Raw genomic sequence first — 20,279 nt, forward strand, 5'->3', positions numbered from 1 at the left:
CCTCGTTGTCTTCCCGCGGGTATCACCGCCTCAAACACGACGGGCACGGACGGGCATTCCGGCGTGGGCGCGGCGTATGCGCCATCCCACAGATCGGCGCGGACGGGAATTTCCTCCCGCGCCGGCTCACAACGGATGTGGATCGGTGTGCAGATCGGCGAGCAGGTCTCCGTCGCGCTCCACGCGGCGCAGCACCTCCTCGGCGGTGAACCGCAGGTCCCGCGCCTCGCGGCAGGAGCGCACCTCGTCCCAGGTGATCGGGGTGGAGGCGGTGGGGTGTTCGCGGGCGCGCAGCGAGTACGGCGCGACGGTGGTCTTCGCGGTGTTGTTCTGGCTCCAGTCCAAGAAGACCTTGCCGGTCCGCGCGGCGCGGTTCATCTTCGCCAGCAGCGCATCGGGGTGATCGGCGGCCAGGCGCAGCGCGAGTTCCTTCGCGTAGGCCGAGGTGCGGCCGGGTTCCTCGGTGCGCACCGGGCAGTAGAGCTGCATTCCCTTGGCGCCGCTGGTCTTCGCGTACACCCGCAATCCGTCCGAGCTCAGCCGCTCGTGCAGCAGTTCGGCGGCCCGGCAGCACTCGACGATCGTCGCCGGCGGCCCGGGATCGAGGTCGAACACCAGCAGGTCCGGGTTGTTGCGCGAGTCGTCCTCGCCCACCGTCCACTGCGGAACGTGCAGTTCCAGCGCCGCCAGGTTCGCCGTCCACACCAGCGTCGGCAGGTCGCGGATGAGCACGTGGTGGTTCACGGCCGAACCGGAACCGTCGGCGCCGCTGACCAGCCGTGCGGTCGGCACCCAGTCCGGGGCGTGCCGGGAGACGTTCTTCTCGAAGAACGAGCCTGAATCCACGCCGTCCGGGAAGCGGATCAGGGTCACCGCGCGGCCCCGCAGGTGCGGCAGCAGCACCGGGGAGATCCGCCGGTAGTAGTCGATCACGTCGCGTTTGCTGAACCCCGCGGCTGGGTAGAGGACCTTGTCCAGATTGGACAGCGTCAGTTCGCGGTCCTGCACCCGGACGGTCACCCGCGCCGACATGCCCGCCGCCTCACGACGCCGCCCGCGACCCGGCCGCGGCGTCGCGCACCGCCGCTTCGAGCTCGGATCGGTTCATCTTCGAACGGCCGCGGACGCCGAGTTCCTTCGCCCGCTTGTCCAGTTCGCCCTTGTTCAGCTCGGTGAGGTCGTCGCCCTTCGCCGTGCCGCCGCGTTTGCCGCGGGCCTGTTCGACGCTGCGGCGCAACGCGTCGGTGAGATCGATGACGTCGGTCGCCTGGGACGGTGCCTCCTCCGGTTCGGGGCTCACCCCGCGGGCCTTGTCGGCCAGGAGCCGTTCGACGGCTTCGGTGTAGGTGTCCTCGTAGTCCTCCGGGCGCCATTCGCCGGTCATCGATTCGATGACCGTCTCGGCCATCTGGATCTCCTTGTCGGAGGGCGCGGATCCGCCCGGATCTCCGATGATCTCGCCGGGTTCGCGGATCTCATCGGCGAAGTACAAGGTGTTCAACGCCAGCGCCGTCTCATCGGCGCGCACCGCGGTGAGGTATTCCTTGCCGCGCAGCACGAACGTCGCGATGCCCACCTGGTTGGTCTGCTCCATGGCGCGGCGCAGCAGGTCGTAGGGGCGGTGGTTCTCCTTCGCGTTCGGCGCGAGCCAGTAGGTGCGCTGGAAGTGCACCGGGTCGATCTCGTCGAGGTCCACGAACGCGGTGATGTCGATGGTGCGGGAGCGGCCGGGCGCGATCTCGTCCAGTTCCTGCTGATCGACGGTCACCAGCACACCGTCGACCTCGCGGCCCTTGACGATGTCGCCGTAGTCGACCTCGTCACCGGTGCGCTCGTTGACCCGCTTGTAGCGGACCCGGTCGGTGGTGCCGCGCTCGTACTGGTGGAACGACGGACTGTGGTCCTCGGTGGCGGCGTAGAGCCCGACCGGGATGGTGACCAGGCCGAAGTTGATCGAGCCCGTCCAGATCTTGCGCGCCATGACGTGCCTCCCTCACCAGCCGGGCGTCCCGGCCCGCCACCCACCCACGATGCGCCGCACCGCGGCTGATCGCAGCGGACCCGCGAACGTCGGTCCAGGTCACTGCCTCATCAGCCCGGTCTCACCGGTCGATGGGGACGTGCACTCGCTCCCGCCGGTGGAGTCAACGGCCCATTCGAGAGGGGCGGATTCTTGTGGTGGTCGCAACGCCTGATGGTTTATGTGGTGGTGAGTAGATCACGGAGGCGTTGGGCTGGGGTGTGCCAGCCGAGTGTTTTGCGTGGTCGGTTGTTGAGTTGTTGGGCGACGTGTTCGAGGTCTTCGGGGCTGTGGATGCGGAGGTCGGTGCCTTTGGGGAAGTATTGGCGCAGGAGTCCGTTGGTGTTCTCGTTCGTTCCGCGTTGCCAGGGTGAGTGGGGGTCGCAGAAGTAGACCGGGACTCCGGTGGTGATGGTGAACTGTTTGTGTGCGGCCATTTCGCAGCCTTGGTCCCAGGTCAGGGAGCCGCGGAGGTGTTCGGGCAGGGTTTTGATCAGGGGGATCAGGACGTCGCGGACGGCTTCGGCGGTGTGTCTGCCGGGCAGGTGTCCGAGCAGGACGTAGCGGGTGGAGCGTTCGACCAGGGTCACGATCGCGCTTTCGCTGCGGGTGCCGACGATCAGGTCGCCTTCCCAGTGGCCGGGCACGGCCCGGTCTTCGATCTGTGGTGGGCGTTCGGAGATCATCACCATGTCGTCGAATCGGGGCGTGCGCTGTTCGGGGCTGCGGTGTAGTGCGCGGCGGGTGCGTCCGGTGCGCAGCGCGTCGGCGAGTTCGCGCCGTAACCCGCCTCGTGCCTGGATGTAGATGGCTTGGTAGATCGTTTCGGGACTCACCCGCATGCCTTCGTCGTCGGGGAACTCGGTGACCAGAGCGTGACAGATTTGCTCTGGTGACCATCGTTGCTGCAGGCCGGCGGTGACGTAGTCGCGTAACGGGCCGTGTTGGGCGAGTTTGGAGGCCTTCGGGCGTGCGCGGCTGGCGGCCCATGCCCGCTGCGCCCGGTGCGGCTGATATTCGCCGGCGACGCTGCGGTTGTCGATCTCGCGTTTGACCGTGGAGGGCGACCGGCCCAAAACACGCCCGATCACCCGCAACGACTCGCCCTGCCGCCACAAGTCAGCGATCGTTTCCCGTTCCGTCACCGTCAAAAACCGGGGGTGCAGCTCAGCTTCGACCACCGCCAACGACAACACTGATCCACTAGTCACAGCGGTGTTGTAGTCGATCCTGTGCCCGTCCGGGTGCACCCGGGCATCACCGATCTTGCGGATCCCCCGATCCCAATCAGCGGCAGTGCGCACATGCACCCCGACCCGTGCCGCAGCATCCCGCCTCGACACCCCGGACCCACGCAACTCGTCGTAGACCGCCCGGCCGGGATGCCCACGCCTGCCCGGTTTCCCACGACCACGAACACCCGCCCTCTTCGCCCACCCGAACGCCGTCGCAGGAGCCACCCCGGCCACCCGAGCAGCACCCGCAATACAGCCCCCTTCACCCTCCAACACCTCGAAAAACCACGCCTTCAACCCCGCAACAACCACGACCCCACAACCCCTCAAATCCAAGGCGTTGCAAGGACCGCTAGAACCCGCAAGGTGGGGCCGGGTGAAGGAGGCATTCACCCGAGGTGGGGGAGGGACGGAGGCGGTGGGTGCCGTCGGGCAGGTGTTCGGTGTGACCGGTGCGGGCGAGCAGTTCCAGCAGGGGCACGGCTACTCGGCGGGAGGTGCCGAGGGCCTGGCGGGCCTGGGAGAGGGTGAAGGGTTCCGGCAGCTCCCGCAGCACCTGCAGCGCACGCCGGTCGGCTCCCGGCAGCAGGAGCACCCCCGGTGCGAGCTGGAGCAGTTCGCCGGTGCGGACCGCGGCCGCCAGCGGCTCCGCGCCCAAGCCCAGTTCCGCGAGTTCGGCGGCGGTGGGGGCCGCGAACGGAGCCTCGGTGAGCGTGCGGCGCAGCCGTCGCAATGCCGCGGCGATCTCCGGCGGCCAAGGCGAGGTCCCCAGGCGCAACCGTCCGCCGCCGGTGCGGATCTCACGGGCCGTTCCGGTGCGCAGCAACGGCTCCAGCAGCGCCGGATCCGGTAGCGCGAGGTCACGCCGGGCCGCCTCGGTGGGCACACCGTCGGCGAGCGGATGCCGCGCGCGATGCTCGTCGAGCAGCCGCACCAGCCGCTCGGCGAGCTCGTCACGATGTGCCGGGTCGAGCACCCACCCGGCCGCTTCCGCGGCCGCCGCGGGGACTTCCGCGCCCATCGCGGTCAGTTCGTCGCGCCGGACGAGCCGTCGGCGCCGCAGTTCCGCGGCTCCGTCGGGGACGCCGTCCATGCCCGCCAGCTCACGCGCCCGTTCTCGCGCCGCTCCGCGGCGCCCCAGCGCCCGCGGGCGCACGTCCAGCAGCACCGCGCCACCGGCGATGTCGTGGGCGCCCGGATCCCGCAGCAGCGCCCGGTCGCCGATGCGCACCGGCAACGGCTCCCGCAACGACAGCCGCGCGGTGTCCTCGCCCAGCGGCCGGATCCGCGCCGCGACGGCGGCCGAGCCGAGGTGCAGCATCAGCTGCCGGGGAAGTTCGGCCGCGTCCCGCACCCGCACGTCGAGCAGGTCGCTGCTCAACCACCGGCGCGGGGTGAGCAGCGCGTGTCCGCGCCCCACCTGCTCCAGCGGTACGCCGCGCAGGTTCACCGCCACTCTCGCCACGGCCGCCACCTCGGCGAGCGGCTCGCCCAACGACTGCAGCGCCCGCACGGTCACGTCCCGGCCACCGGGCTCCAGCCGCAGCCGATCCCCGGTGCGCAGCGTTCCCGCGGCGAGCGTGCCGGTGACGACGGTGCCAGCGCCGCGGATCGTGAACGCCCGATCCACCCACAGCCGCACCGCCGCCGCGGCGTCCGGGGCGGGCAGCCGGTCCCCGAGGTCCGCCAGCGCCGCGTGCAACTGCGGCAGGCCCGCGCCGGTGCGCCCGCTCACGTGCACCACGGGCAGCTCGCCCAGTGCCGAATGTTGCAGCCGCCGCTGCGCCTGCTCGGTCGCGGCGGCGGGATCGGCCAGGTCGCAACGGGTCACCGCCAGCAGCCCGTGCCGCACCCCCAACGCGTGCAGCGCGTCGAGATGCTCGGTCGACTGGCGCTGCCAGCCCTCGTCGGCGGCCACCACGAACAACACCGCCGGTACCGGACCGATCCCCGCGAGCATGTTCGGCACGAACCGCTCGTGGCCGGGCACGTCGACGAACGCCAGCACCTGCTCGCCGATAGTCGTCCAGGCGAAACCGAGGTCGATCGTCATGCCCCGCTCGCGTTCCTGCGACCAGCGGTCCGGTTCCATGCCGGTGAGCAGCCGCAGCAGCGTCGATTTGCCGTGATCGACGTGCCCGGCGGTGGCGACGACGTGCATCAGTCCACCGCCGTGACGGCCGCGAGCAGCACGTCGTCGTCGGCGGGCGCGACCGCGTACAGGTCCAGCAGGCACTGCCCGCGCTCCACCCTGGCCAGTACCGGAGCGCTCCCGGTGCGCAGTGCCGCCGCGAACCGGGACGGCAGCGTCACCGCCGCGCTCGGCAACTCGACGCCGGGGGCACCACCGCCGCCGACCGTGGCCGTGCTCGGCTGCGCACCGGCGTCGATGCCGCGTTCCCGCAGCGTGGCGGCGAGCAGCCGGGCGCGGTCGAGCAGTTCGGCTTCGGACCGTGCCAGCGCCCGCGCGGTAGGTGTCGCGGGGCCGCGCACGCTCGCCTCCAATGCGGCGAGGGTGAGCTTGTCCACCCGCACCGCGCGCGCCAGCGGATGCCGCTTGAGCAGCCGCACCAGCTCCGCCGAACCGAGCAGCAGCCCGGCCTGCGGGCCGCCGAGCAGCTTGTCCCCGCTGGCCGTCACCAGGTCGGCCCCGGCGGCGAGGGTGCCGTGCGCGTCGGGTTCGTCCGGCAGGACGGGATGCGCCCGCAGCAACCCGGACCCGATGTCGACGACCACCGGGACCGGCAGGTCCCGCAGCGCGGCGACCGGAACCTGCGAGGTGAACCCGGTGATGCGGAAGTTCGACGGGTGGACCTTGAGCACGAACCCGGTCTCCGGTCCGATCGCGTCCCGGTAGTCGTCGAACCGGACCCGGTTGGTGGTGCCCACTTCCCGCAGCCGCGCGCCGGTGGAGGTGAGCAGGTCGGGGAGGCGGAAACCGTCGCCGATCTCCACGAGTTCGCCGCGGGCCAGCACGATCTCGCGGCCCGCGGCGAGCGCGGTGGCCGCCAGCGCGAGCGCCGCGGCACCGTTGTTCACCACGTGCGCGTCCTCGGCGGCAGGCACCGACTCGGTCAGAGCGGCGCATGCTGCGCGCCCGCGCGGTCCGCGCCGGCCGGTCTTGAGGTCGAGTTCCACGTCGGTGGTCCCGGCCGCCGCGCACACCGCTTCCACCGCGGCGTCGGAGAGGGGAGCGCGGCCGAGGTTGGTGTGCAACAGGACCCCGCAGGCGTTGACGACTCGCCGCAACCCGCAGGCGGAATCGGGCAGCGCGTCCCGCGCGGCGGCGATCACCTGCTCCGGCGCGAGTTCTCCCATCCTGGCGCGACGCTGTGCGTCGTGGACCACGGTGCGGACCACGTCCCGCCCGAGCCGTTCGGCGGCGGTCACCAGCACGGGATCGTCGAGCATCCGGTCAGTGGCGGGAATCCGGCGCCGCGCGTCCATGCGGCGCAGCCTAGGAGCAGTATCGAAGATCCGCTGGCGTGGTGCGCCGCTCGGTCACTGCTCGCCGCGCCACACGGCCCGGTAGCGAGCGGCGGCGTCGGCGTCCATCTGGTTGCGCACCGCCGAGGCGTGACCGGGCGGGAACCCGTGCCTGCTCAGCCGCGCGTCGACGCTCTCGACGGAACTGGTCAGCACGATCCGCAGCACCACGAGCACGCCGAGCAGCACCGCGCCGAGCGCGATCGGCCACGAGCCACCGGCCCAGTACAGGATCGCGAACATGACGGCGATCAGCGGCAGGATGTGCAGCATTCCGCGCACGCACACCCGCAGCACCCACGTCGAGCACGTCGCGTCCCGCAGCACCCACTCGCGGTAGTCGGCGGGCAACGTGCCGCCGAACTGGTAGTACAGCCACCGCGCCGGATTGGGCCGCTTGATCCCCACGCCCAGCATGGTAGGCCCTGCCGCCGAGACCTTCCGCCGGCCCGTCGGCGCAACCACGGACGGCGGCCGGGGCGTCGAGGAGCGCGGAGTGGCGGAGGCGGACGGGAATCGAACCCGCCTGACCGAGGTGCTCGGCCACGTCGGTTTTGAAGACCGCGGGGGCCACCAGGCGCCCTGACGCCTCCTTCACCCGCTCCGGGCGGTGCCCAAGGTACGTCGGGAAACAAACGTGCGCCCGCAGTCTTGCAGGGGGCACCGACCTGAACGACCCCCCTCGTCCTGCCGCGGAGCCCGCGGCGGCGGACTCGCCGGGGGCCGCCCACGGCTCGGAATCGTATCCCGGCCCGGCGTTCGTTCGTCGTCGGTTCCGGCGCGGAGACGCCGATGGCCGCCTACCCGAAAGTGCGCCTGCACGCCGAGGTCGAAGGCTCTGACGACATGGATCTGTTCGCCGTACCGGCGGGCGGTTCCCCTCGTACCTGCAACTTCCGCTCAAAACCGCCTGAAATCCGCGTTCGCCTCCCACACGGGGGCGGCCGTGGATGCCGGGCGCGACTGGCGGGGCTACGGTCGGTGAGGTGACGGAACTCGACGCACCCGCCCGGTATCGGCTCACGCAGTACGCGCACGGTGGGGGCTGCGCGTGCAAGATCCCGCCGGGTGAGCTGGAAACCATGGTCGCCGACCTGCGCGGTGTGCCGGACCCGACGCTGCTGGTCGGACTGGAGCACGGCGATGACGCCGCAGCGGTCCGCGTCGGTCCGCCGTCGCACGGCACCGTCCCGAGCCCGACCGCACCCGACTCGCCCGCCGCTGGAGGGCAGGCGGTGGTGAGCACCGCCGACTTCTTCACCCCGGTCGTCGACGACCCCTACGACTGGGGCCGGATCGCCGCGGCGAACGCGCTGTCCGACGTCTACGCGATGGGCGCGCGGCCGATCCTCGCGGTGAATCTGCTGTGCTGGCCACGCGATCTGCTCCCGCTGGAGCTCGCGCGCGAAGTGCTGCGCGGCGGCCTCGACGTCGGCCGTACCGCCGGCTGTCCCGTCGCGGGCGGCCACAGCGTCGACGACCTGGAACCGAAGTACGGCATGGCCGTCACCGGCATCGGCGACCCGGATGCGTTGCTGCGCAACGACTCCGGGCGTCCCGGCACGCCACTGTCACTGACCAAACCCCTGGGGATCGGGGTGCTCAACACGCGGCACAAGGCGACGGGGGAGGTGTTCCCGCATGCGGTGTCGGCGATGACCGAGCTCAACGCCACGGCCTCGGTGGCGGCGCGCGAGGCGGGGGCGCGGTGCGCCACCGACGTGACCGGATTCGGGTTGCTCGGGCACTTGATGAAACTGGCCAGGGCCAGCGGAGTGTCCGCGGTCGTTGACTCGGCGGCGGTGCCTTACCTGGACGGGGCGCGGGAGGCGTTGCGTGACGGCCACGTCAGCGGCGGCACCCGGCGCAACCTGGACTGGGTGCGCCCGCACTGCGACCTCACCGCGATCGGCGAGGACACGGCGTTGCTGCTGGCCGACGCGCAGACCTCCGGCGGATTGCTGGTGGCGGGGGAGATCCCCGGCGCACCCGTCATCGGAGAATTGGTGCCGCGCGCGGAGCAGTGGATCACGGTGCGCTGACCCCGGCGATCGTGTGCGTCTCGGCGGATGAATCGCACGTCGGGAGCGCGGACCGCCGCGTCTCACCGCTGCGCGCTGCTGAGCCGGCCCGGCCCGCGCAGTGCCCACCGCGGATCTGGACCTGGTGGGTGTCGCGCTGCACGAGGGGCGCAACGCGGTCGACAAGGTGTGCAAGGGACTCAGCTTGCACCCGTGAACGCGGCGCCGGTCTCTTCGGTGGCAGTCCGCAGGCCCGCGGCCGTCTCGTCGAGGAGACCGGCGAGGATGTCCGGCAGCGAGGTGCCGTCGGTGCGCACCAGCCATTCCCGCATCGCCGAGCCGAAGCACGTCATCATCAGCATCGCCCACGTGTACAGCCGCGGCTCGGGGCAGGACCCGTCGCCGCAGTGCTCGGCGAGGGCCGCCGCCACGTCGTGCACCCAGCGCCGGTGCATCAAGTGGGACTCGTATTCCCCGGTGGCCTCCAGCGAGTCCAGCAGCTGCGCGCGCATCAGGTGCTGCCGGCGGTCGGCCTGGATCCGTTCGGCCGTGTCGAACATGGCCGCGGCGAGCTTGCGCATCGGATGCTCCCCGGCGGGCCTGGACAGCAGCACTTCGCGGAGCCGCTCTTGCTCGCGCAGGTGGTCGCCGAACAGGACGGCGTCCTTGCTGGGGAAGTGGCGGAAGAAGGTGCGCGGCGCGATGTCGGCGGCCTCGGCGATCTGTTCCACGGTGGTGGCGTCGAAGCCCTGCTCGGTGAACAGCCGCAGCGCCGCCTCCTCGATGCCCGCGCGGGTGCGCGCGGTCCGGCGCCGACGGCGGTCGGCGGGCTCGGCGGGGGAGTGGACGGGTGCGGCGGTCATGCGACCCAGGTTCACCTGGAGTTCGGGGAACGTCAACGGTGACTGATGTCATGAGTGACAAATGGCAGTACTGACATAACGTGGGCGGGTAAGTCGTACGCGCCAACTGAGGAGATCTCGTGTCCGGTACCAACCCCGAGTCGGCTTCGGGCGGTGCGCACCCCACCGTCGACGGCCCGGCCACCGAAGGCGAGCGCCGCGCCGCCGCCGACGGCATCGACCTGGGGGTTTATCGCCGCCGCTGGACCACGTTGCTGGTCCTGTGCCTGGCGTTGTCGGCGACGATGCTGGCGAACACCTCCCTCGGTGTCGCGCTGCCGTTCCTGTCGCAGGACCTCGGCTCGTCGTTGTCGGACCAGCAGTGGTTCAGCAACGCCTACGCGCTGGTGTTCGCCGGGCTGCTGTTCACCACCTCGACGCTGGCCGACCGCTACGGGCGCAAGCTGATGCTGCAGGCGGGGCTCATCCTGTTCGGCACCGTATCGCTGTACGTGTGGCTGTTCGTGGGCTCCAGCGCGGAGCTGATCGCCGCGCGCGGCCTGCTCGGCCTCGGCGGCGCGATGATCATGCCTGTGACGCTGTCCATCCTGACCAGCGTGTTCCCCAGCTCGGAGCGGACCAAGGCCGTCGGGGTGTGGGCCGCGGTCTCCGGCGCGGGCACCGCGCTCGGCCCGGTGATCGCCGGGCTGCTGCTGGAGTTCACCACCTGGCACGCGGTGTTCGCGATCAACATTCCGGTCGTGGTGGTCGCCGTCATCGCGGGCATCCGATACGTGCCGAAGAACGCGGGCAGCGCGGCCCCCGCCGAAGGCGGCCACGGTGGCATCGACATCGGTGGCGCGATCCTGTCCACCGCGGGCATCACCATCGTCGTCTACGGCCTCATCGACGCCCAGCACGTCGGCTGGACCGCCCCGCGCACGCTGATCATGGTCGCGGTGGGCCTGGTGCTGATCGGGCTGTTCGTGCTGTGGGAGCGCCGGGCGAAAGACCCGATGCTGGACATGAACCTGTTCCGCAATGCCGGGTTCTCCGCGTCGGCGGTCGCGCTGACGCTGGTGTTCTTCGCGATGATCGGCGTGTTCTTCTCGCTGAGCCAGACCCTGATCCTGGTGTTCGGCTACTCCCCGCTGGGCTCCTCGGTGGCCATGCTGCCGATGTCGATCATGATGGTGCTGGTGGCCCCGCAGGTCGCAGGCATCGTGGAGCGGTTCGGCCCGCGTGTCACCATCGCGGCCGGCCTGGTGCTGGCCGCCGCGGGCATGGCCGGTCTGAGCACGCTGCGGGTCGACTCCGGGTACTGGCACCTGTTGTTGCCGTTGGCGCTCACGGCGGGCGGCATGTCGCTGGCGATGGCCCCGGCCACCGACCAGCTGATGGCCAACGTCCCGCGCGAGCGCGCGGGCATGGGCTCCGCCACCAACGACGTGACCCGTGAGGTCGGTGCCTCGCTGGGCGTCGCGGTGCTCGGCAGCGTGCTCGGCAGCAGCTACGCGAGCCACCTCGGCCCGGCGGTCGCGGGCCTGCCCGAGGACGTGCGGGCGATGGCCGAGCAGTCGCTGCCCGGTGGCCTGCAGGTCGCGGCGTCGCTGGGGCAGCAGGGCGCGGGCCTCGCACAGCAGGTGATGACCTCGTGGATGAGCGGCATGCAGTTCGCGAACCTCGCCGGAGCGGGGCTGATCCTGGCCGCCGCGCTGGTCGCGTGGATCTGGATGCCCCGCAAGGCCGCGCACACCGTCTCCACCGAACACCACGAGCAGGAGGAGTCCGCCGAGAACGTGAGCGGCTGACCTCCACACCCGGCGATCGGGGTCGCCGGAGCGGGATCGTGCTCGGTCAGCGGGATCTTTCGGGGGCTCGCTGAGCTTGCGTCGATCACACGGCGGGTGTCCCATGGGCCGAGTCCCATGAGGCACCCGCCGTTGTCGTCGCGGGAGGAGGGCGCCCATGCCGCAGTGGCTGAACTGGCCGGTGCTCCGCCAGCTGAGCGGCCCCGACGGGCTGGGGCGCGGCACCGCGGCACGATCCCCGCGCACCGAGGCGCTGCGATCCCGCACCGAGCAGGCCGACGAAGTCGTGCGATCGGTGTGCCCGTACTGCGCGGTGGGCTGCGGGCAGCAGGTGTTCGTGCGCGACGGCGAGATCACCCAGATCGAAGGTGACCCGGACTCGCCCATCAGCCGCGGCAGGCTGTGCCCGAAGGGGTCCGCGAGCCGCGAACTGGTCACCTCGCCCGGCAGGCAGACCAAGATCCGCTACCGGCGCCCGCACGGCACCGACTGGGAGGACCTGGACCTCGACACCGCGCTGGACATGATCGCCGACCGCGTGCTGGCCACGCGGGACGCCACCTGGCAGCAGGCCGACGACCAAGGCCGCCCGCTGCGCCGCACCATGGGCATCGCGAGCCTCGGAGGAGCGACCCTCGACAACGAGGAGAACTACCTCATGAAGAAGCTCTACACCGCCCTGGGCGCGATCCAGGTGGAGAACCAGGCGCGCATTTGACACTCCTCCACGGTTCCCGGTCTGGGGACCTCGTTCGGGCGCGGAGGGGCCACGACCTTCCTGCAGGACCTGGCCAACGCCGACTGCATCCTCATCCAGGGCTCCAACATGGCCGAGGCGCACCCCGTCGGCTTCCAGTGGGTGATGGAGGCGAAGCGGCGCGGGGCCACGGTGATCCACGTCGATCCGCGGTTCACCCGCACCTCCGCCGTCGCCGACCGGCACGTGCCGTTGCGCGCGGGCAGTGACATCGCGTTCCTCGGCGGCCTGATCCACCACGTGCTGGAGAACGACGCCTACTTCCACGACTACGTCGTGAACTACACCAACGCCGCGATGATCGTCGGTGCCGAGTTCGAGGACACCGAGGACCTCGACGGCGTGTTCTCCGGTTTCGACGCCACCGAAGGCGCCTACGATCCGGCGAGCTGGCAGTACGAGGGGACGCAGGCGATGCCCGCGGTGGCCGGGCACGGCCCGGAGAGTTCGCCCGGCCGCGGCGAACCGAAGTCCACCGCGCACGGCCGGGAACGGGCGCGCAGCGGCCCGGAGCGCGCGGGCTCGGGCGGTCCCGTCTACCACGGCGAACCGGAGACCGACCCGACGCTGCGTCACCCGCGGTGCGTGTTCCAGCTGCTGCGCAAGCACTTCGCTCGCTACACCCCGGACATGGTCGAACGGGCCTGCGGCGTGCCCGCGGCGGAATTCCTGCGCGTGGCCGAGGCGCTGACCGCCAACTCCGGACGCGAACGCACCAGCACCATCGCCTACGCGGTCGGCTGGACGCACCACACCGTGGGCGTGCAGTACATCCGCGCCGCTTCGATCCTGCAGCTGCTGCTGGGCAACATCGGCCGCCCCGGCGCGGGAATCCTCGCGCTGCGCGGACATGCGAGCATCCAAGGCTCCACCGACATCCCCACGCTGTTCAACCTGCTGCCCGGCTACATCCCGATGCCGCACGCGCACACCGACCACGACCTGGAGTCGTTCGTCGCGCAGGACGAGAACGCGCGCGGCTACTGGGGGAACATGCGCTCCTACGTGGTGAGCCTGCTCAAGGCCTGGTGGGGCGAGGCGGCGACCCCGGACAACGACTTCCGCTTCGACCACCTGCCCCGCCTCACCGGTGATCACGGCAGCTTCCAGACGGTCGCCGACCAGATCGACGGGAAGGTCAAGGGCTACTTCGTGATCGGGGAGAACCCGGCGGTGGGCTCCGCCAACGCACGCCAGCAGCGAATGGGGCTGGCGAACCTGGACTGGCTGGTGATCCGCGACCTCAACATGATCGAAACCGCGACGTTCTGGCGGGACGGCCCGGAAATCGAGAACGGCGAACTGTCCACGGAGGACATCGGAACGGAGGTGTTCTTCCTGCCCGCCGCCGCGCACACCGAGAAGGACGGCACGTTCACCAACACCCAACGGCTGCTGCAATGGCACCACAAAGCCGTCGAACCCCGCGAAGACCAGCGCAGCGACCTGTGGTTCTACTACCACCTCGGTCGCAGGCTCCGGGACAAGCTCACCGCGCGACAGCCGCAGCGCAGCGCCGGGCAACGGGAACGCGACCGCGCGCTGCTGGACCTCACCTGGGACTACCCGACCCACGGCGACCTCGACGAGCCGAGCGCGGCGGCGGTGCTGCGCGAGATCAACGGCACCGACGAGACCGGCGCCGCCCTGCCCGGATACGCGCGGCTGAAATCGGACGGATCCACCTCCTGCGGCTGCTGGATCTACAGCGGCGTGTTCGCCGACGAGATCAACCAGTCCGCCCGCCGCAAACCGGGCCACGAGCAGAGCTGGGTCGCCCCCGAATGGGGCTGGGCATGGCCCGCGAACCGGCGCACCCTCTACAACCGCGCCTCCGCCGACCCGCAGGGGAGGCCCTGGAGCGACCGCAAGGCCTACGTCTGGTGGGACGCCGACGCGCAGGCGTGGACGGGGCACGACATCCCCGACTTCGACAAGAACAAGCGCCCCGACTACCGGCCCGCCGCCGACGACGCCACCGGTCCCGCGGGCATCGCGGGCACCGATCCGTTCATCATGCAGAGCGACGGCCGCGGCTGGCTCTACGTCCCCGCGGGCCTCGTCGACGGCCCGCTGCCCGCGCACTACGAACCGCAGGAATCGCCGCTGGCCAACCCGCTGCACGACCAGCAGCGCAACCCCGCCCGGCAGACCTATCAGCGCCCGGAGAACCGCTACCAGCCCAGCGGGGCCGAACCCGGCGCCGAGGTCTACCCGTACGTGTTCACCACGTTCCGGCTCACCGAGCACCACACCGCGGGCGGCATGAGCCGCTGGCTGCACCACCTCGCCGAACTCGCACCGGCGATGTTCCTGGAGGTCTCCCCGGAACTCGCCGCCGAACGCGGCCTCGAACACCTCGGCTGGGCCACCGTCGTGACCGCCCGCAGCGCCATCGAAGGCAGAGTGCTAGTGACTCGCCGGATCCGGCCGCTGCGCTTCGGCGACCGCACCCTGCACCAGATCGGCCTGCCCTGGCACTGGGGACCGAACGGGCTGACCACCGGAGACGCCGCGAACGAACTGATCGGCGTGTCCCTGGACCCGAACGTGCACATCATGGAGACCAAGGCGGGCACCTGCGACATCCGGCCCGGCCGCCGCCCACGCGGCCCGGCGCTCGCCGCCTACGTCGCCGACTACCGCAGACGGGCCGGCATCACCGACCGCACCGGCACCGAACACGCCGACGATCCCCGCGAGAGCGGGAGTTGAGAGGGAGTGACGTCGTGGCCGACCGGACCGAGCAGCACCGCCTCAGCGGCCCGCTGGCCGACCCCGCCGCGGACGCCGGGTACACCGGCCACCCCGAGCGCGTCGGGTTCTTCACCGACACCAGTGTGTGCATCGGCTGCAAGGCGTGCGAAGTGGCGTGCAAGGAGTGGAACCTGCTGCCCGCGGACGGCATGGAGCTCACCGGCATGTCCTACGACAACACCGGCGACCTCGGCGCGAGCACCTGGCGGCACGTGGCGTTCGTCGAGCAGGAGGTGACCACCACCGACCTCGGCATGCCGGGAACGGGACCGCCCGGCGCGGAGGGTGACGGCGGCGTGCGGTGGCTGATGTCCTCCGACGTGTGCAAGCACTGCACCCACGCCGCCTGCCTCGATGTGTGCCCGACCGGCGCGCTGATCCGCACCGAGCACGGCACCGTGCTCGTCCAGGACGACATCTGCAACGGCTGCGGCTACTGCGTGCCCGCCTGCCCCTACGGCGTGATCGACATCCGGCCGGGCGACGGCGGGGCGTTCAAGTGCACGATGTGCCAGGACCGGCTCGGCGCCGGTCTCGCCCCGGCCTGCGCCACGGCGTGCCCCACCGAGTCCATCCAGTTCGGGCCGCTCGACGAACTCCGCGAACGCGCCGCCCTCCGCGTCGACGAACTGCACGAGCGCGGGGAGACCGGGGCTCGGCTCTACGGCCACGAGCCCGACGACGGCGTCGGGGGAGACGGGGCCTTCTTCCTGCTGCTCGACGAACCGGAGGTGTACGGCCTGCCACCGGATCCGGTGGTGACCACCCGGGACCTGCCGTCGATGTGGCGCCACGCCGGTGCGGCCGCGGGCGCGGCGGCGGTGCTCATCGCGGCCTGCTTCGCCGGAAGCTCGCGGCGATGAGCCCCCGTCGTGGCGCCGAGTCGGTGGTACCGGACGCCGAATTCCGCTCGTACTACGGCCGCCAGATCATCAAGACCCCGACGTGGAAGGTGCCGGACGTTCCGGCGTACCTCTTCCTCGGCGGCCTCGCCGGTGCCTCCGCGACCATGGCGGCACTGGCTGACCTGACGGGACGGCCCCGGCTGCGCAGATCCGGGCTGCTGGCCGCGGCGACCGGCGCGGGCGCCAGCGTCATCGCGCTCGTCCACGACCTGGGCAGGCCCGCCCGGTTCCTGAACATGCTGCGCGTGATCAAACCGACTTCCCCGCTCAGCGTCGGCTCGTGGATCCTCGCGCCGTTCTCCGGAGTGGCCGCGGCGGCCGCCGCCAGCGAGGTCACCGGGCTGCTGCCCCGCCTCGGCAGGCTCAGCGGGGCGCTGTCCGGTCTGGTGGCGCCCGCGATGACGACCTACACGGCGGTGCTGCTGGCCGACACCGCGGTGCCCGGCTGGCACGAGGTGCACCGTGAACTGCCGTTCGTGTTCGCGGGCAGCGCCGTGTCCACCGCGGGCGGCATCGCGCTGCTGACCGTGCCCACCGACGAGGCCGGACCGGCGCGGCGCATGGCGGTGGCGGGAGCGGCCCTGGAACTGGCCGCGGAGGAACTCATGCTGCGCGACGCCGGCCTGGTCGCCGAGGCCTACCGCACGGGCGCACCGGGTACGGTGCTGCGCGCGGCGAAAGCGCTGACCTGCGCGGGAGCCGTGGTGGTCGCGGTGGCGGGACGGAATCGGCGCATCGCGGCGGCAGCGGGCCTGTGCCTCGGCCTCGCAGGGGCCGCCACCCGCTACGGCATCTTCGAAGCCGGACGGGTCTCAGCTCGTGACCCGAAGTACACGGTCGTCCCGCAGCGGCAACGGCTCTCCCGCACCGAGCCGGAGTGATCTTCCGAAACCGTCCGAACCGCATCGGGCGGCCATGTAGGGTTCGCCCATGCTTGATCGGCCGGAGCTCGGACGCCGGCCCCACCTGCGCCGCGCTCACACCGGGCGGAACGCCCTGGGGCAGGACGGCGCGGCACCGGCCGATCGCTTCCCGGTAAGGGGAATCCCTCTGGCTTCCCACCGCCGACCGTGCCGTGGTGGACGCCGTCGTAGCGTGGGGCGTCCCGCGCGCCCTGAAAACTCGGCCGTGCGAGGGAAGTGACCGCCTGCACCGGCGGCAGGCGCCGATACGTCAGTTCGCACAAGGAGAGTTCACCATGACCGCCGCGTCGAGGTCCGGGACCGAGTCGATGCTCACCGGCACCGGACTGGTCTGTTCGTTCGGCCCTACCCCGGCGCTGCGCGGCGCTGAGCTGGGGGTCGATGCGGGCGAGGTCGTCGCCGTCGTGGGCTCGTCCGGTTCCGGCAAGTCGACGTTGTTGCACTGCCTGGCAGGCGTGATCGCCCCCGAGTCGGGGCAGGTCCGCTTCCGCGGCCGCGACATCACCGCGATGTCCGACGAGGAGCGCAGCGCGCTGCGCCGCACCGAGTTCGGGTTCGTCTTCCAATTCGGCCAGCTCGTCCCGGAACTGAGCGTGCTGGAGAACATCGCCCTGCCGTTGCGGCTCAACGGCGTCGCCCGCCGCAAAGCGGAGACCCGAGCGCGCGAGTGGGCGGAGAAGCTCGAAGTGGCCGGACAGCTCGACAAGCGCCCCGGCGAGATCTCCGGGGGACAGGGCCAACGTGCCGCACTGGCCCGCGCTCTCGTCGCCGACCCCTCGGTGATCTTCGCCGACGAGCCCACCGGTGCGCTCGACTCCGTGGGCGGTGAACAGGTGATGCGGCTGCTCGCGGACGCCGCCGCCGAGTCCGGCACCGCCGTGCTGCTGGTGACCCACGAGGCGAGCGTCGCCTCCTACGCCGACCGGGAGGTCGTGATCCGCGACGGCCGGACACTGCTCGAGGAGACCGCACGATGAGCAGGCTGCGCACCTGGGCCGCCGATCTCATCCTCGGCGTGCGGCTGGCCATCGGTGATCGCCACTCTCCGTGGGGCCGGCTCGCGCTGATGACCGTCGGCGTCGGCATCGGTGTCGCGGTCCTGCTGGCCAGTGCGTCGATGCCGGCCTGGATGGACGGCAGGGACGCCCGCATCGCGCCGCGCAACATGCAGGCCGCCAGCTCTGCCCAGTCCCACACCCCCGCCGCGGTGCTCGGCATCGACGCAACGACCTCGTTCCACGACAAGAGGATCGAAGGAAGGAAGCTGCAGCCGCAGCGGCCGGACGCGCCGTTGCCCGCAGGCCTGCACCGGTACCCGGCGCCGGGTGAACTGGTGGTGTCCCCGGCGCTCCAGGCATTGCTCGAGGAACCCGGGTCCGAGCTGCTGCGGCAACGGCTCGACGGACGCATCGTCGACCAGATCGGCCCGGAGGGACTGCTGGTTCCCGGCGAGCTGTACTACTACGCCGGCACCACCGGACTGACGGAGTGGAACGCCACCCATCGCGTCGACGACCACTTCGGGGAGGCCCGTGAGCCGGGCAGCTTGCCCCAGGACGCCTGGCTGATGTGGGTGATGGGCGTTTCCGTGCTGCTGCTGCCGGTGGTGGTGTTCGTGGTGAGCACGGCCCGGCTCGCGGAGGCCGCGCGGCAGCGGCGGCTCGCCGCCCTGCGGCTGGTCGGCGCCAGTGCCTGGCAGGTACGCCGCATCGCCTCAGGGGAGAGCCTCGTCGGATCGGTCGCCGGGGTCGTCGCAGGCTGGGCGATGTTCCTGAGCGCCCGTGCGATCGCCGGGAGCATGGACGTCGTCACCGAACTGATCACCGTCACCGACATCACCCCCGTGTGGTGGATGGCGGTGCTGATCACCCTCGGGGTGCCTGTGGTGACGGTGCTCGTCTCGCTGGCGTCCTTGCGCGGCGCGGTCCGGGAACCGTTGCGGTGGGTCCGGCAGGGCTTGCCGGTGCGGCGGCGGCTGTGGGTGCGGTGCGTTCCACTCGTCGCCGGCGTCGCGGGCGTCCTCGCGACCCGCGCGATGCCGTGGAACGATCAGGACATCGTCGTGTACGGGCTGGTCGGTTCGATCTCGCTGATTCTCGTGTCGGTTCCGCTGCTGCTGCCGTGGACGTTGGACGCGCTGGCCCAGCGGTCGCGCGGCGGACCGGTGGCGTGGCAGCTCGCGCTGCGCAGGCTGCACTTCACCAGCGGCACCGCCGCGCGCTCGGTGAGCGCCATCGCCGTTGTGGTCACCGGCGTGATCGGCCTCCAGACCTTGATCGCCACGTCGGAACAGTCGGCGGCGGAAAGCCGGTCGAAGGCCGTCGCGCAACCGAACATCACGGTGACGGCCACTGAGGATCTGCAGGGGCGCGACGGCCTCACCCCCTCGCTCGCCGAAATCCGGTCGATTCCCGGAGTGCGCGCCGTGTCCGGCGACCATTCGGTGGACCTGAGATCCGGGGGGACGGACCCCCGCTGGTTGTCGGTGAAGATCGCGGATTGCGCGACGATCGCTCGTCTCGCTCAGGTCGACGACTGCGCCGACGGAGCCGCGTACCGAACCGACCAGGGCCGCGGTCAGAGCGCCGACGTCGATTCGAGCGGGCTGCGAGTCGACGAGGGTGACCTGTGGGAGATCTACACCCGTGGCACCATCGCCAACGGCGCCGGCACGGTGGCCTGGCAGGTTCCTCCGTTGCAGGACGTCGGGGCGACCGCCGATCGGATGATGGGCACGGAGCTGCTGCTGACGCCCGCCGCCGCCACCGGCATTCCGATGGAGACCCGTTCGGTGGAGCTCGACGTCGAGGTCGACGACGACGCCCCGCCGGAATTGATCGAGTCGGTGCGCAACGTGGTGGCCGCAAACCTGACCGCCGGGTCGGTGGAGCCTCCCCGGACCAATCAGGACAACTCGGATGAGCAGATCCGCGCGATCAAGTACGCGTTGCTGCTCGGAGCATTGGTCACGTTCTCCCTGATCGGGTGCAGTCTGCTGGTCACCGCGATCGAGCAGATCCAGGAACGGACCCGGCCGATGGCGGTGCTCGGTGCCGTCGGCGCCCGGCGCAGCACGCTGGTGTGGTCGGCGTTCCTGCAGAACGCGGTGCCGATGTTGCTCACCGCGGTGCTCGCGGTGCCCGTCGGTCTGGGATTGGGGGCGTTGCTCATCGTGACGCTCCTGGAGACCTTCCCGGTCTTCGACTTCGTCGGGATTGGCGCGGTGTTGAGCTTCGCCGCGGTCTCGGTGCTGGTCGTGACCGCGTTGACCGCTCCGGCGCTGTCCCGCGCCATGAGTTCCGAAGGCCTGCACACGGAGTAGCCCGCACCGGGCCGTCACCTCCGCGCATTCGCGCGCCGCGACATATCTATCGGCACGATGTCTTCAGTGTCGACTGAAATTAATCCGAAGCGACTGAAGACCGACAAGAACAGCAACGAAGCAAGAGGCCTACTTCAGCCGTCGGCGGCGCAGATCGGTGCGGATGTCCCACGCCGTCCACCAGACGCCGCCCAGCGCCA

14 protein-coding genes, 1 tRNA gene and 1 pseudogene are annotated in these 20,279 nt (G+C 71.2%); 8 read left to right on the forward strand and 8 right to left on the reverse strand.

The annotated features are described in order from the left end of the window. Positions 1 to 126: 126 nt before the first annotated feature. The 7 genes and pseudogenes from ligD to H2Q94_RS14720 all read right to left on the reverse strand — a co-directional run bounded on the left by ligD (position 127) and on the right by H2Q94_RS14720 (position 7,334). Positions 127 to 1,032, reverse strand: a complete 906-nt coding sequence (ligD, locus tag H2Q94_RS14690) for a non-homologous end-joining DNA ligase (RefSeq protein WP_243795448.1) — start codon at positions 1,030 to 1,032, stop codon at positions 127 to 129. Further along, positions 1,017 to 1,981: pseudogene (gene ku, locus H2Q94_RS14695) on the reverse strand (non-homologous end joining protein Ku). The gene ligD and the pseudogene ku overlap by 16 nt, the downstream one beginning before the upstream one ends. A 218-nt stretch (positions 1,982 to 2,199) precedes the next feature. Further along, on the reverse strand, positions 2,200 to 3,363 hold the full coding sequence (locus tag H2Q94_RS14700; protein ID WP_243795622.1) for an IS30 family transposase: 1,164 nt from the start codon (positions 3,361 to 3,363) through the stop codon (positions 2,200 to 2,202). A gap of 244 nt (positions 3,364 to 3,607) precedes the next feature. Continuing rightward, positions 3,608 to 5,416, reverse strand: coding sequence for a selenocysteine-specific translation elongation factor (gene selB / locus H2Q94_RS14705; protein WP_243787649.1), 1,809 nt, complete (start codon positions 5,414 to 5,416; stop codon positions 3,608 to 3,610). Further along, positions 5,416 to 6,702: an L-seryl-tRNA(Sec) selenium transferase gene (gene selA, locus H2Q94_RS14710; RefSeq protein ID WP_243787650.1), complete on the reverse strand. Its 1,287-nt coding sequence runs from the start codon at positions 6,700 to 6,702 to the stop codon at positions 5,416 to 5,418. The genes selB and selA overlap by 1 nt, the downstream gene beginning before the upstream one ends. 54 nt (positions 6,703 to 6,756) lie before the next feature. After that, complete coding sequence (locus H2Q94_RS14715; protein WP_243787651.1) at positions 6,757 to 7,149, reverse strand: DUF5313 family protein; 393 nt, start codon at positions 7,147 to 7,149, stop codon at positions 6,757 to 6,759. Between the two features lie 89 nt (positions 7,150 to 7,238). Next, a tRNA-Sec gene (locus H2Q94_RS14720) sits at positions 7,239 to 7,334 on the reverse strand. A 393-nt stretch (positions 7,335 to 7,727) separates the two neighbouring features. Here H2Q94_RS14720 and selD point away from each other — a divergent pair. Together selD and H2Q94_RS14730 are read left to right on the forward strand one after the other, a co-directional pair. Continuing rightward, entirely contained in the window at positions 7,728 to 8,783 is a 1,056-nt protein-coding gene (gene selD, locus H2Q94_RS14725) for a selenide, water dikinase SelD (RefSeq protein ID WP_243787652.1), read from the forward strand. 100 nt (positions 8,784 to 8,883) lie between these two features. Then, positions 8,884 to 8,979: a DUF2000 family protein gene (locus H2Q94_RS14730; RefSeq protein WP_309501024.1), complete on the forward strand. Its 96-nt coding sequence runs from the start codon at positions 8,884 to 8,886 to the stop codon at positions 8,977 to 8,979. Here H2Q94_RS14730 and H2Q94_RS14735 read toward each other — a convergent pair. Next, positions 8,963 to 9,625, reverse strand: coding sequence for a TetR family transcriptional regulator (locus tag H2Q94_RS14735; RefSeq protein ID WP_243787653.1), 663 nt, complete (start codon positions 9,623 to 9,625; stop codon positions 8,963 to 8,965). The genes H2Q94_RS14730 and H2Q94_RS14735 overlap by 17 nt on opposite strands. Before the next feature lie 119 nt (positions 9,626 to 9,744). Here H2Q94_RS14735 and H2Q94_RS14740 point away from each other — a divergent pair, with 119 nt between their 5' ends. The 6 genes from H2Q94_RS14740 to H2Q94_RS14765 all read left to right on the forward strand — a co-directional run bounded on the left by H2Q94_RS14740 (position 9,745) and on the right by H2Q94_RS14765 (position 20,079). After that, a complete protein-coding gene (locus H2Q94_RS14740) occupies positions 9,745 to 11,415 on the forward strand; it encodes an MFS transporter (protein WP_243787654.1) in 1,671 nt (556 codons plus the stop codon). 157 nt (positions 11,416 to 11,572) lie between these two features. Beyond that, the gene (gene fdh / locus H2Q94_RS14745) at positions 11,573 to 14,887 is read left to right on the forward strand and encodes a formate dehydrogenase (RefSeq protein WP_243787655.1); all 3,315 of its coding nucleotides are present in this window, start codon (positions 11,573 to 11,575) and stop codon (positions 14,885 to 14,887) included. A 14-nt stretch (positions 14,888 to 14,901) separates the two neighbouring features. Further along, positions 14,902 to 15,792 carry a 4Fe-4S dicluster domain-containing protein gene (locus H2Q94_RS14750; RefSeq protein ID WP_243787656.1) on the forward strand — a complete coding sequence of 297 codons (891 nt, stop codon included), beginning with the start codon at positions 14,902 to 14,904 and terminating at the stop codon, positions 15,790 to 15,792. Continuing rightward, entirely contained in the window at positions 15,789 to 16,715 is a 927-nt protein-coding gene (gene nrfD, locus H2Q94_RS14755; RefSeq protein ID WP_243787657.1) for an NrfD/PsrC family molybdoenzyme membrane anchor subunit, read from the forward strand. The genes H2Q94_RS14750 and nrfD overlap by 4 nt, the downstream gene beginning before the upstream one ends. Positions 16,716 to 17,032: 317 nt before the next feature. Then, on the forward strand, positions 17,033 to 17,734 hold the full coding sequence (locus tag H2Q94_RS14760; RefSeq protein ID WP_243787658.1) for an ABC transporter ATP-binding protein: 702 nt from the start codon (positions 17,033 to 17,035) through the stop codon (positions 17,732 to 17,734). Beyond that, a complete protein-coding gene (locus tag H2Q94_RS14765) occupies positions 17,731 to 20,079 on the forward strand; it encodes an FtsX-like permease family protein (protein ID WP_243787659.1) in 2,349 nt (782 codons plus the stop codon). The genes H2Q94_RS14760 and H2Q94_RS14765 overlap by 4 nt, the downstream gene beginning before the upstream one ends. The last annotated feature ends 200 nt before the right edge of the window (positions 20,080 to 20,279 follow it).

It is taken from the genome of Saccharopolyspora gloriosae (assembly GCF_022828475.1).
GTDB classification, from domain to species: Bacteria; Actinomycetota; Actinomycetes; order Mycobacteriales; family Pseudonocardiaceae; genus Saccharopolyspora_C; species Saccharopolyspora_C gloriosae_A.

Coding starts and splice junctions, on each gene's coding strand:
- ligD (WP_243795448.1), bottom strand. CDS start 1,032: ATGTCGGCGCGGGTGACCGTCCGGGTGCAGGACCGCGAACTGACGCTG.
- selB (WP_243787649.1), bottom strand. CDS start 5,416: ATGCACGTCGTCGCCACCGCCGGGCACGTCGATCACGGCAAATCGACG.
- selA (WP_243787650.1), bottom strand. CDS start 6,702: ATGGACGCGCGGCGCCGGATTCCCGCCACTGACCGGATGCTCGACGAT.
- H2Q94_RS14735 (WP_243787653.1), bottom strand. CDS start 9,625: ATGACCGCCGCACCCGTCCACTCCCCCGCCGAGCCCGCCGACCGCCGT.
- nrfD (WP_243787657.1), top strand. CDS start 15,789: ATGAGCCCCCGTCGTGGCGCCGAGTCGGTGGTACCGGACGCCGAATTC.
- H2Q94_RS14760 (WP_243787658.1), top strand. CDS start 17,033: ATGACCGCCGCGTCGAGGTCCGGGACCGAGTCGATGCTCACCGGCACC.
- H2Q94_RS14765 (WP_243787659.1), top strand. CDS start 17,731: ATGAGCAGGCTGCGCACCTGGGCCGCCGATCTCATCCTCGGCGTGCGG.